The sequence below is a fragment of the Saccharibacillus alkalitolerans genome (genome assembly GCF_011090185.1).
Taxonomy (GTDB): domain Bacteria; phylum Bacillota; class Bacilli; order Paenibacillales; family Paenibacillaceae; genus Saccharibacillus; species Saccharibacillus alkalitolerans.
Genome location: NZ_JAAFGS010000003.1, coordinates 39162 through 51406 on the forward strand (window position 1 = coordinate 39162; position 12245 = coordinate 51406).

The 12245-nt window shown below is 56.6% G+C and carries 11 protein-coding genes; all 11 read right to left on the minus strand.

Annotation, left to right across the window (positions count from 1 at the left end; all coding sequences use genetic code 11):
• Window positions 1-235: 235 nt before the first annotated feature.
• Window positions 236-1033 carry a TIGR00282 family metallophosphoesterase gene (locus GYN08_RS08915; RefSeq protein ID WP_166273874.1) on the minus strand — a complete coding sequence of 266 codons (798 nt, stop codon included), beginning with the start codon at window positions 1031-1033 and terminating at the stop codon, window positions 236-238.
• 131 nt (window positions 1034-1164) lie between these two features.
• Complete coding sequence (gene rny, locus GYN08_RS08920) at window positions 1165-2709, minus strand: ribonuclease Y (protein ID WP_166273875.1); 1545 nt, start codon at window positions 2707-2709, stop codon at window positions 1165-1167.
• Between the two features lie 312 nt (window positions 2710-3021).
• Window positions 3022-3822, minus strand: coding sequence for a regulatory protein RecX (locus GYN08_RS08925; protein ID WP_166273876.1), 801 nt, complete (start codon window positions 3820-3822; stop codon window positions 3022-3024).
• 154 nt (window positions 3823-3976) lie between these two features.
• On the minus strand, window positions 3977-5038 hold the full coding sequence (recA, locus tag GYN08_RS08930; RefSeq protein ID WP_166273877.1) for a recombinase RecA: 1062 nt from the start codon (window positions 5036-5038) through the stop codon (window positions 3977-3979).
• A gap of 307 nt (window positions 5039-5345) precedes the next feature.
• A complete protein-coding gene (locus GYN08_RS08935; RefSeq protein ID WP_166273878.1) occupies window positions 5346-6611 on the minus strand; it encodes a competence/damage-inducible protein A in 1266 nt (421 codons plus the stop codon).
• Window positions 6612-6707: 96 nt separating this feature from the next.
• Entirely contained in the window at window positions 6708-7295 is a 588-nt protein-coding gene (gene pgsA / locus GYN08_RS08940) for a CDP-diacylglycerol--glycerol-3-phosphate 3-phosphatidyltransferase (RefSeq protein WP_166273879.1), read from the minus strand.
• 239 nt (window positions 7296-7534) lie between these two features.
• Entirely contained in the window at window positions 7535-8026 is a 492-nt protein-coding gene (locus GYN08_RS08945) for a YajQ family cyclic di-GMP-binding protein (protein WP_166273880.1), read from the minus strand.
• A 28-nt stretch (window positions 8027-8054) separates the two neighbouring features.
• Window positions 8055-9149: a RodZ domain-containing protein gene (locus GYN08_RS08950; protein ID WP_166273881.1), complete on the minus strand. Its 1095-nt coding sequence runs from the start codon at window positions 9147-9149 to the stop codon at window positions 8055-8057.
• Between the two features lie 73 nt (window positions 9150-9222).
• Window positions 9223-9990, minus strand: coding sequence for a YmfK family protein (locus tag GYN08_RS08955; RefSeq protein WP_166273882.1), 768 nt, complete (start codon window positions 9988-9990; stop codon window positions 9223-9225).
• Window positions 9991-10188: 198 nt separating this feature from the next.
• A complete protein-coding gene (ymfI, locus tag GYN08_RS08960; RefSeq protein ID WP_166273883.1) occupies window positions 10189-10962 on the minus strand; it encodes an elongation factor P 5-aminopentanone reductase in 774 nt (257 codons plus the stop codon).
• 1 nt (window position 10963) lies between these two features.
• Window positions 10964-12244, minus strand: a complete 1281-nt coding sequence (gene yfmH / locus GYN08_RS08965; RefSeq protein ID WP_166273884.1) for an EF-P 5-aminopentanol modification-associated protein YfmH — start codon at window positions 12242-12244, stop codon at window positions 10964-10966.
• Window position 12245 lies beyond the last annotated feature (1 nt).

Genomic DNA, 12245 nt, shown 5'->3' on the forward strand with positions numbered 1-12245 from the left:
GCAGGTACCTCCTCTGGGAAGAAGTGATAAACAGTAGTACGGTATATAGTATGGGCAAAGCAGCGGGTACGGCTTGATTATGATTTGCTGTCTGACATATTATTCGCGGCACTTCCGTAAAATCCTTCTTTTTCGAGGCGGAACGACAAAATATTGCGGGCGCGAAATCGCCAAGCCTGCAGGCGCAAACCGACCGGAAACGAATCGGCCGCATCATGCGTTTCGGACGTTCGACTTAATCCATTCTCCACTCGTCTTCCATGATCCGGATCTTCTCGATCTTGCGGGCCCGTCCGGTCTCTTCGTCGATATCGACATAGACGCCGTGGAAGTGCCATTTGCCGTCTTCGTCGACGTTAAAGCGCGAAGGCAGCTGGGTCTTGAAACGGTACAATACGCCTTCCTGCTGCATCCCCAGGATGCCGTCGCGCGGGCCCACCATCCCCGCATCGGTCAGATAAGCCGTTCCTCCCGGCAGAATCCGGTCGTCGTTGCTCTGTACGTGAGTATGCGTGCCGACGACGAGCGAAGCGCGGCCGTCCAGATGCCAGCCCATCGCGATCTTTTCCGAAGTGGCTTCGGCATGAAAATCGACCAAAATGCATTTATGCTTGCGCCGCAGCTCGTCCACGATTTCGTCGGCGGCCCGAAACGGGCAGTCGATCGCCGGCAGGAAGGTGCGTCCCTGCAAGTTGACGAGCGCCAATTCTTTGCCGTTCGCTTTGATGACCGTATACCCGCGTCCCGGGGTTCCGGGCGGGAAGTTGGCAGGGCGTACCATGCGGGATTCATCATCGATGAAATCGAAGATTTCTTTGTTGTCCCACGTATGGTTGCCCATCGTGATGCCGTGCACGCCCTGCTCGAACAGCTGTCTGGCGATCGCATGGGTAATGCCTCGGCCGGAAGCCGCATTTTCGCCGTTGGCAATTACGATATGCGGATTGTACTTGGATTTCAGGTAAGGCAGCGTTTCTTTGACCGCCCGGCGGCCCGGGCTTCCGACGATATCGCCGATAAAAATCAGTTTCATGAATGTCTCCCTTTCTATGCAGGCAAGAAGAAACGGCTGCTCCGTCCCGTGAAGGAAAAGCAGCCGTTTCTCTACTGTCTCGTAAATCCGTACGCCTGCGAATCAGGCGGCTCGGCCCGAAAGCCTTCGCCTTACTTCGCGTATTCGACCGCCCGCGTTTCGCGGATGACCGTAACTTTGATGTGGCCCGGATAATCAAGTTCGTTCTCGATCTTCTTCGTGATGTCGCGCGCCAGCTTGAAGCTTTCGGCATCGCCGATCCGGTCAGGCTGCACCATGACGCGAACTTCGCGGCCCGCTTGAATCGCGAACGACTTTTCGACGCCTTCGAACGACTCGGAAATCTCTTCCAGCTTTTCGAGTCTGCGGATGTACGTCTCGAGCGTCTCGCGGCGTGCTCCCGGTCTGGCCGCGGACAACGCGTCCGCCGCTCCGACCAGCATCGCGATGATCGAAGTCGCTTCCGTATCGCCGTGGTGCGACGCGATACTGTTGATGACGACCGGATGCTCCTTATACTTCTTGGCCAGTTCGACGCCGATTTCGACGTGCGAACCTTCGACCTCGTGGTCAAGCGCTTTGCCGATATCATGCAGCAGGCCCGCCCGTCTTGCGAGCGTGACGTCTTGGCCCAGCTCTCCGGCCATCAGGCCAGCCAGATAAGCGACTTCCATCGAGTGCTTGAGCACGTTCTGCCCGTAGCTCGTACGGAAGCGCAGCCGGCCCAAAATCTTGATCAGATCCGGATGCAGGCCGTGCGCGCCGACTTCGAACGTCGCCTGTTCGCCGTATTCGCGAATGCGTTCGTCCACTTCTTTGCGCGACTTCTCGACCATTTCCTCGATCCGCGCCGGGTGGATGCGTCCGTCGGCGACGAGCTTCTCGAGCGCGGTGCGCGCGATCTCGCGGCGGATCGGATCGAAGCCCGACAGAATGACCGCTTCCGGCGTATCGTCGATGATCAGGTCGATCCCTGTCAGCGTCTCGAGCGCCCGGATGTTGCGGCCTTCGCGGCCGATGATGCGGCCCTTCATTTCTTCGTTCGGCAGAGCGACGACGGACACCGTCGTTTCGGCCACGTGATCGGCTGCGCAGCGCTGAATCGAGAGCGAGATGATCTCCCGGGCTTTGCGGTCCGCTTCCTCCTTGGCCTGCATTTCGATGTCTTTCATCATTTGAGCGGCTTCGTGGCGCGTCTCCTGCTCCACGCTGCTCAGAATGATGCTTCTCGCGTCTTCCGTGGTCAGGTTGGATATCCGCTCCAACTCGGCCAGCTGCTGCGCAAGCGTGCGTTCGATCTGCTGCTTGGTCTCTTCAATGCGTTTCTCTTTGTTCGCCACCTGTTCTTCTTTACGTTCGAGCGATTCCAATTTTTTATCCAGCGACTCTTCTTTCTGCAACAATCGTCTCTCTAGTCGTTGATTTTCATTCCGACGTTCACGAATGTCTTTTTCAGCTTCGGTTCTGATCCGGTGCACTTCGTCTTTCGCTTCCAGAACCGTTTCTTTTTTCAGTGCTTCCGCGTCTTTTTTCGCGTTTTGCACGATTTGTTCCGCGGCCTGTTCCGCACTGGAAATCTTAGCTTCAGCAAGAGATTTGCGAATAAAATATCCGATCACGAACCCTAAGAATAATGATGCGACTGCAACGAGAATCGCGATCCAGAAACTTGGCATTTCTGCTCACCTCCTCGTTGGTTCCTCCAAGGTATTCCTTGGGATCAAGCAATTGGTTTACACACCCTCATTCGTCCATTCAAGGATCGGCCGGGACCGTTCCCATAAGGCAAGACGGCGAAAGAAACACCGGCTGCCGAGCCCGCTTTTTGCAAGCGGGGGAGAGTCGATTAGGCAGAACGACGGGCAGCAAAAGCGCATTTTTGGAAGGAAAAAGGCTTTCGTCCCGATGACGTTCCTCATTTATTGTAGTCTTGGTCAAAAGTTGTTGTCAAGCTATTGCCAAATTTGCTTGGGACTTGCGGCAGCGGCTCAATCGAATTCCGTTCCCAGCCCTTCGGCATCTTCGCCTTCCCGGCTCAATACGCGGTCCAACGCTTTGCGCGCAATCTCGCTGGAAAAGCCGCGGCGCATAATAAAATCCGCCGTTTTGCGCTTGCGGTCCCAGAGGTCGCCCTTCGTTGTCCGCCATTTTTTGGCCGCCAGGTCTTCCGCGCTGCGCAGTTCGTCATCGTCGCCCAAAGCTTCCAGCGCATCGTCGATCAGCTCCGGATCGATGCCTTTGCGGCGAAGCTCCTGCTTCACCAGCACCTTCCCTTTTTTGCGTCCCGTTACGCGCTGCTGTGCCCATTCCTGCGCATAGGAAGCATCGTCGATCAACTTCTCTTCTTCGAGCCGTCGGATCGTGTCTGCGGCAGCCTCCGGGTCGATTTCCTTCTCGATCAATTTTTGTTCGATCTCTCCCGAGGTACGCGGTTTGAAACTCAAATAATTCAATGCCTGGACATACGCGATCTGCCGCTCGTTATCGCGTACGATCTCCAGCACCTCTTTTTTATCGAAAAAGCTGCCTTTGGTCATACCGTAGCGGATCATGGTCGACTCGTGCACCGTCACATAATGGGGGCCGAAGTAAATCCGGTAAGAATTGCGGGGACGGCGCAGCTGTTCGACCAGCGTCACTTCCTGCGTTTCGTCTTCGGGAAAGTCGATAAGATGGTTCAACCGTTCTTCGCGGGATTGCTCGCGCTTCTCTTCGCCGTTCTCGCCTTCTTCTTCTCTTTGCCGTCTGCTGTTTCGATAACTGCCGTACGTTTTTTTTCCGTAGTTCATAATTTCCCTCGTTTCGAATGACAAGATCTTTTGAAATATTGATGATTCTTCCCCGCGCAGAGCGAGGACTTCTTGCTTATCATTAAACGAAAAAGCTCCGGTCCGCATGCGGACCGGAGCTTTTTTACCTATTCAACCGGCTCGGAGGCCATTCTTATTCCAATTCCAGCAGTTCCTGCTCTTCCAGTTCTTCCGCCTTCTTGTCCGCTTCCGATGGAGCCTCGACCGTTGTGGTCAAATTGCTGGCTTCACGAATCTTCGACTCGATCGCCTGAGCGATTTCCTTGTGTTCTTTCAGGAACTGCTTCGCGTTCTCACGACCTTGGCCGAGACGCTCTCCCGAGTACGAATACCAGGCGCCGCTTTTTTCGACGATGTCCAAGTCCGTTCCCATATCGATCAAGCTGCCTTCTTTGGAGATTCCTTCTCCGTACATGATATCGACTTCCGCTTGTTTGAACGGAGGCGCTACCTTGTTCTTCACGACCTTGATGCGCGTACGGTTACCCACTACGTCGTTACCCATCTTAATGGATTCTACCCGGCGCACGTCGAGACGTACGGTCGAATAGAACTTCAGCGCGCGTCCGCCCGGCGTCGTTTCCGGGTTGCCGAACATAACGCCGATTTTTTCGCGAAGCTGGTTGATGAAGATCGCGATCGTATTCGACTTGCTGATCGCGCCGGACAGCTTGCGGAGCGCTTGAGACATCAGGCGAGCCTGCAGGCCGACGTGGGAATCGCCCATTTCGCCTTCGATTTCCGCTTTCGGCACGAGAGCCGCCACGGAGTCGACAACAATGATATCGACCGCGCCGCTGCGAACGAGCGCTTCGGCGATTTCCAGACCTTGTTCGCCTGTATCCGGTTGGGAGAGCAGCAGCTCATCGACATTGACGCCGAGCTTCTGGGCATACTTCGGATCGAGCGCGTGTTCCGCATCGATGAACGCGGCTTGTCCGCCCGCCTTCTGCACTTCGGCTACCGCATGCAGAGCCACGGTAGTTTTACCGGAAGATTCCGGTCCATAGATCTCGATGATGCGGCCGCGCGGCATACCGCCCGTACCGAGAGCGACGTCCAGCGCGATCGAGCCGCTAGGCACGACTTCGACGTTCATATGCGTCGATTCCCCGAGCTTCATGATGGAACCTTTTCCGAATTGTTTCTCTATTTGGCGAAGCGCCATATCCAGCGCAGCACGACGATCTGACAATATATCCACACCCTTTTATCATATTGGTTTTGCACGTCTTCTGTACATCTATCATAACGCTTTTCGGCGGGTTTGCCAAGCATTTTTTCGAACATACATTCGTATTTTTTCGAACGCCGGCTTCCCGCCGCGCAGCCTGCTTTTTCCGGCGGAACGAAGCAAAAAAGCCCCCCGTCCCACAAAAAAACCGCGGGCGAATCTCAGGTATCGCCGCGGTTCTTCCGTACTCTTATTATACCAAAATCCGCAATTCCGGTCAAACGAAATGCGTCTTTCGAAACCTCTGAAAACCCCATCGTTACGGGATCTATTCGCGTTTTTCGGCCTGCACCAAACGTCTCCACAACCGGTACAGAATCGTCTTGGTGGATCGCTTCCGAATCGTATCCCGGTTGCCCTTGATGCGCAGCTCGAACACTTCCGTTTCGCCTCCGCGCTCGGCAATCCCGATGTACACCAACCCGACCGGCTTGCGTTCCGAATAGCCGGGTCCCGCCACGCCGGTAACCGACAGGCCGAAATCCGTATCGGTGATCATCCGGACCTGCTCGGCCAGCACTTCCGCCACTTCGCGGCTGACCGCTCCTGGCGCGTTTTCGCCTTCCAGGTAATCGTGCGGCACGTTCAACAGCTTCTCCTTCATTTCGTTGGAGTAGCAAACGACGCCGCCCATGAACATCGAGGCGCTGCCGGGGATCGTCGTGATGCTTTCCATCACCATGCCGCCCGTGCAGCTCTCCGCGGCGCTCATCGTCAATCCCAGGTCGGCCATCATTTTGACCACGGTATCTTCGATCGGCACGTCCTCGCTCGCATACATATGCTCCGCCAGCCGGCTTTGGATTTGAACCTCGAGCGAAGTGAGCCTATTGTTCGCTTCCTGAATGTTGTCCGCCTTGGTGGACAGACGGATCGCGACTTCGCCCTCTTTCGCGTAGGGCGCGATCGTAGGATCCGTCTGCGCGTCGATCAGATCGATGAGCTTGTCTTCCAATGCCGACTCGCCGATTCCCGCAAATTTCAAAATACGCGAGTACAGCGGCATCTCGTCGGTCAGCACCTGATGCAGCAGCCACGGCCTGGCTTCGTTTTCGAACATCGGCTTCAGCTCGCTCGGCGGGCCCGGCAGTACGATGTAATGGTGATCATCCTTGCTGATCGCGACCCCCACCGCCAATCCCGTAGCGTTCGGAAGCGGCGTACAGCCGTCGATCACGAGAGCCTGCCGCTTGTTGTTGTCCGTCATCTCGATTCCGCGGTCCGCGAAAAATTCGGTAATTTTGTCCATTGCGGGACGGTCGGTCCGCAGCTCCCGGCCCAGCAGCTCGGCGATGGCGTCCTTGGTCAGATCGTCTTGGGTAGGACCGATGCCGCCCGAGAATACGAGCACGTCCGCGCGGCTCTCGGCCTGGCGGATCGCTTCTTTGAGCCGGTCTTTGTTGTCGCCCACGACGGTTTGGAAATAGACGTCGATCCCGAGCGCAGCCAATTCCTGCGACAGATATTGAGCATTGGTATTCACGATTTGTCCGAGCAGAAGCTCGGTTCCTACTGCGATAATTTCGGCTTTCACTGTGCGTCACGCTCCATTGTAAAAGGGATACGAGGATCAAACCCCGGCCGGCTTGGAGGAAAGCAATCGACGGTTTGCCGATTCCCGAAGCCTCGCTTACGCTTTCGACTCTTTGAGCAATCGGCGGTTACGTATAAAGTAATCCAAACCGGAATAGACGGTGACGATCACGGCGGCCCACACAAAAATGGCGTCGGCCGGGATGCCCCAAATTTCGAAAGGCAGGTTGTTCAAGAGCAGCAGCGCGATCGCGACGATCTGCAGCACGGTCTTGATCTTGCCGCCGGCTCCCGCGGCCATGACGGCCCCGTCGAGCAGCGCGATCTGACGGAGACCGGTCACGGCGAATTCGCGGCTGATGATCACGATCGCCATCCAGGCCGCCAGCTTGTCCATCTGCACGAGCGAGATGAACGCCGCCGATACGAGCAGCTTGTCGGCGAGCGGATCCATCAGCTTGCCCAGATTGGTCACCAGGTTGCGGCTTCGGGCGATGTAGCCGTCGATCCCGTCGGTGCACGATGCCACGATAAAAATAATGCAGGCGATCAGCTGCCCCCAGGCAAGCTCGACTCCGTGCCAGACGATCGGCTCCGGCAGAAAAGGCAGGTCCGCCAGGAGAAAGACCATCATGACCGGAATCAGCACGATCCGGCTCAGCGTAATGCGATTGGGAAGATTCATTTGTCCATCCATTCCTTCCGGTCGGGTTCAAGCCCCGATTTTCTCATTTCAACCCCGATGCGTCTTCGATTCCGCCGCGTTTTGGGCGATGCCGAAACTCGAAGACGCGCCGTTACAAGTATAATATCCGAAAGTTTTGGTGTCAAAACGCCTGCCTGCTGCGTCTTCGCGAAGGCCACCCTATAAAAATACCCTCCGCCTCCCGAAGGGAAACGAAGGGTATTCGAAGCGTCAGGCGCTTATTTGAAATTCGTGAACTGCAGTTCGATCGGCAGGTCGGCCTCTCGCAGCAGCTTCATCACGGCTTGAAGATCGTCCTTGCTCTTGGACGTCACGCGAATCTGATCGCCTTGAATCTGGCTTTTGACCTTCAGCTTGGAGTCGCGGATCAGCGTATTGATCTTCTTGGCGCTGTCCGACTCGATCCCCGATTTGAGGCCCAGCTTTTGACGTACCGTGTTCAGCGACGCGGATTCGACTTTGCCGAATTCCAGGTTTTTGAACGGCACGCCGCGCTTGATCATTTTCGATTGAAGAATGTCGATGACCGCGCCGAGCTTATAATCGTCGTCCGATACGACCGTCAGCGAATCCTTCTGGAGATCGAAGCTTGTTTTGGTGTCTTTGAAATCGAAGCGGCTCGTGATTTCGCGTTCCGCCTGGTCGATTGCGTTTTTCAGTTCCTGCATATCCATCTTGGATACGATATCCATCGAATTTTCCGAAGCCACAATTCCTCTTCCTTTCCTTGTAAGTCTTTTAGTTGGCCAAATTGATTTTGAAACGGGACGTGGTCTTGCCGTCCGTGATCGGCTGACCGTCGATCCGAATATCCGTTAACGGCGAATAACCGGATTTGATGAAGAGCCCCTGCGCGTCGAGATCAAACGACATCGATTCGCCTTCCTTGGTGTTCTGGTAGTACAGTTTTTCGCCGTTCGAGCTTCCCCGTCGAACTTCCAACCAGCTCATCCCGCTCGCGTTAATCGTTACTTTTACCGTTCCTCCCTGCGCCGGCTGCGCATTGAATACGGTCGTTTTGCCTTCTTGGCCGGCCGGCGTCACGATCGTGGAACCGGTCGTATTGGCGGCAGCGCCTTCTTCGCCGGTCGTCCCGGTCTCGTCCGTTCCGTTCTGAGCGGCCGGATCTTCGGTTTGCGCCGGGTCCGTTTCTGTCCCCGTCTCCCCGGTCGCGGCCGGATCGGTTTCGGCAGCGCCCGTATCGGCAGGAGGCGTCGCTTCCGTTCCGTCGGCCGGAGCGTCCGTGCCGGTGTCGGCCGGCGGCGTCTCCGTGCCCGGAGTTTGCGCGCCGCCGCCCGTCGTACCCGGGTCGGCCGTTTCGGAATCGGCCGGTTTCGTGGTCGAACCGTCGGCAGGCTGCTGCGTCGTTGCCGTCGTGCCCGGATCGCTTGCTTTTTCCGGATCCTTCGTCGAATTGAAGTAAACGATCGCCACGATCAGCAGAATAAGGATCGGGAACGTCCACATCAGCGCGGTCGACAGCCCTTTGCTGCCTTCTCCGCGTCCTCCGCCGGAGCGGCTTCCTCCTGCTGCGCCAGCAGCCGAAGTCCGCGCCGAGCGCTTCGTCAGCACCGGCTCCATCACGTTCTCGGGCTCGGCCGACGGCACGTCCTTCGAATGATTTTGCAGCAGCGCTTCGGGATCGAGCCCTACCGCTTCCGCATAAGTTTTGATAAAGGCACGCACGTAGAAGCTTCCCGGCAGAACTTTGAAATCCCCCTGCTCGATGGCCTCCAGATAACGTTTGCGAATTTTGGTCATTTCCTGTACGTCTTCAAGCGACAGCCCTTTTTGCATACGGGCGTCTTTTAACTGCTGTCCCAGATCGGACATTCCGTTCATCCCTCCTTGTCGTATTCGAAGGCCGCCCTGCGGCGAAAATCCCGCTTCGGCACGGCCCAGATTCCTAGATGTCGTCGGTGTAACTCGTCGCGAACGTATCGTAGACGATTTCTTCGTCCGGCGTGCTGCGCAGTTCGATAATCATGTCGAACTGCGCGTGATCGTATTCCGACTCGCGCATGAAAATGTCCGGATGCTCGATCACTTTCGTGCACGGCATCGCCATGATTTCTTTCAGCAGCTGGTAATGCTTCTCGTTCGATCGAATGGTGCTGACGATGCCGTCGATAATGAAAATGTTGTTCGGGTTCATTTCTTCTTCCGACATCTGGCTGCGAACCGTCTGGCGCAGCAGCGTCGAAGAAACGAACGTCCAGTGCTTCATCGCGCAGACGCTGCCCGCAATGATCGACTCCGTTTTCCCGACCCGCGGCATGCCTCTCAGGCCGATCACCTGATTGCCTTCGCGTTTGAACAGTTCCCCCAAAAAATCGACCAGCAGTCCCAGCTCGTCCCGCGTAAAACGGAACGTCTTGCGGTCGTCCGAATCGCGTTCGATATAGCGTCCGTGGCGTACAGCCAAAATGTCGACCAGCTTCGGCGGGCGCAAAGCCGTTACCGTCACGCTGTCGACCTTTTTGAGCATGGCGCCCAGCAGTTGGATTTTTTCGTCGTCCGTCGTTTCGAGCAGCATGCCCCGGGTTCGCCCCTCGACGCCGTTGATCGTGATGATATTGACTTCCAGCATCCCCAGAATCGACGCGATGTCTCCGAGCAGACCCGGCCGATTCTTATGTATGCGATATTCCATATACCATTGTTTGGTTTCCATGATCCATCTCTCTTCCGTGTCCTGCGCGATTTTGAGACTTGCGGCAGCGGCCCGATCTCTGCTGAAAAAGCGTAAGACGCGCCGAAACGCAGGCCTCTTCATTGACTTTGACCTTCGTCTAATGATATTAAAAATGCCGTTTAAACGCAAGAAACAGATTCTTAATCTTTGCCGTTCCGAAAGCTCGGGCGTTTTCCGTCACGTTACCCAGCCGCCGTTCGGGCTCAGGATTTGTCCAGTCAGATAAGCCGACTCCGGCTGCGCGAGGAAGCGGACCGTTTCCGCGATTTCTCGCGGCTCGGCCAACCGGCCGACCGGGATTTCCTCCGCCAGCGCCTCCAGTTCTCCGGCCGACAGATTATTCAGCATGGCTGTTCGCACCGCTCCGGGAGCCACCGCATTTACCGAAACGCCCGACAGGGCGAGTTCTTTGGCAAGCGCCTTGGTAAAGGCATTGATTCCCCCTTTTGCCGCCGAATACGCGACTTCGCACGATGCGCCCGCCAAGCCCCACACCGAGGAAATATTGATGATATGGCCGTACTTGCGCCGCACCATTTCTTCCATAAAAGCCTGACTGCACAAAAACGTTCCTTTGAGGTTCACGTCCATGACGCGATCCCATTCTTCGTCCGTCACGTCCTGCAGCATGCCGTAATGCGCCACGCCCGCATTGTTGACGAGCACGTCGGGCACGAAGCCCGCAGCTTTCAGTTCGTCCCGCATGCGCAGCACTTCGGCGCGCTTGCTGACGTCGGCGCGGGCGGTCAGCACCTCGGCCGCTCCCAGCGACGCGCAGCGGTCGGCGGCCAGCCGAACGGCCTCGAGCGACGCCGAATAATGCAGCGCCACCCGACAGCCTTCTTCCGCGAAACGTTCGGCGATCGCCGAACCGATCCCGCCGGACGCCCCCGTAATCAGCACGGCGACATCGGACGGTTTGCGCCGTCCTTTTTTATCCCCGTCCGCCATTTCAGGCGCCCCGCACGATAGATACGGCGCGGCGGTCCCAGCGAACGTGATCGCGCAGCCGGGCGTTGACTTCTTCCAGCGTCACTTTTTCGTACATGTCCAGCACCGCGAACAGATCGCCGCCGGCAAAGTTATAACGGGTGAACTCGTGCGCGATGTTCTCCGGCGAGTTCAGCATGCGCAGATACCCGCCGATCTTCTTCTTGCGGGCCCGCTCGAACGCTTTCTCGTCGAATCCGCTCTCGGCCAGACGCTCCGATTCTTCTCGGATGCGCTGCATCAGCAGATCGGGATCGCGCGTATCGCCGCCGATGACGGAAAACGCATACTGCGGGGTCGCGCGGAAATCTCCGCCGAAACCGTCGGTAATAAGCGCTTCGTCGTACAGCTTTTGATACAGCGGCGTGCTGTTTCCGAGCAGCAGTTCGAACATCAATTCCGTCGTCAAATCGAGTTTGATCAGCTCCGGCCCGCTTACGTTCGGCGCCGGCTCCTTAAAGCCGAACAGGCACTTGGGCAGCGAAACCGGCAGATTCAGTTCCTTGCGCTCCTGCGCCACTTCTTCCGGTTCCGGGTCGAAGAAGCGCTCGATTTCGGCCTGGGGACCGTAATTTTTGGCCGCTTGATTGCGGCGGACCTGCCCGATGACTTTTTCCGGATCGACGCCGCCCACCACGAACAGCAGCATGTTGCTCGGATGGTAAAACGTATTGTAGCACGTATAGAGCGTTTCTTTCGTGATTTCGCCGATCGACTCGATGGTACCCGCGATATCGATATGCACCGGATGCACTTTGTACAGCGCTTCGATCAGACCGTAATAGACGCGCCAGTCCGGATTATCCTGATACATCTGAATTTCCTGGCCGATGATGCCTTTTTCCTTCTCGACGTTTTCGTCGGTGAAATACGGATTTTGCACGAAGTCGATCAGCGTCTCCAGATTCTCTTCGATCTTCTCCGTCGCCGAGAACAAATACGTCGTCTGGTCGAAGCTGGTGAACGCGTTGGACGAAGCTCCCTGCGTCGAAAATTTGAGGAAAACGTCGCCTTCCGGCTCCTCGAATACTTTATGCTCCAGGAAGTGGGCGATGCCGTCCGGCACCCGATGTTCTTCCTGACTGGCGACGCGGAAACGGTTGTCGACCGAGCCGTAGTTCGTCGAGAACGTCGCGTACGTTTTCTGGAAGCCTTCCTTCGGCAGGACATAGACGTTGAGGCCGTTGTCCAGCTTCTCGTGATACAGCGTTTCCTGCAGATGCCCGTAGACAATGCGCTCCATC

Coding starts and splice junctions, on each gene's coding strand:
- GYN08_RS08915 (WP_166273874.1), bottom strand. CDS start 1,033: ATGAAACTGATTTTTATCGGCGATATCGTCGGAAGCCCGGGCCGCCGG.
- rny (WP_166273875.1), bottom strand. CDS start 2,709: ATGCCAAGTTTCTGGATCGCGATTCTCGTTGCAGTCGCATCATTATTC.
- GYN08_RS08925 (WP_166273876.1), bottom strand. CDS start 3,822: ATGAACTACGGAAAAAAAACGTACGGCAGTTATCGAAACAGCAGACGG.
- pgsA (WP_166273879.1), bottom strand. CDS start 7,295: ATGAATCTTCCCAATCGCATTACGCTGAGCCGGATCGTGCTGATTCCG.
- GYN08_RS08950 (WP_166273881.1), bottom strand. CDS start 9,149: ATGTCCGATCTGGGACAGCAGTTAAAAGACGCCCGTATGCAAAAAGGG.
- GYN08_RS08955 (WP_166273882.1), bottom strand. CDS start 9,990: ATGGAAACCAAACAATGGTATATGGAATATCGCATACATAAGAATCGG.
- ymfI (WP_166273883.1), bottom strand. CDS start 10,962: ATGGCGGACGGGGATAAAAAAGGACGGCGCAAACCGTCCGATGTCGCC.
- yfmH (WP_166273884.1), bottom strand. CDS start 12,244: ATGGAGCGCATTGTCTACGGGCATCTGCAGGAAACGCTGTATCACGAG.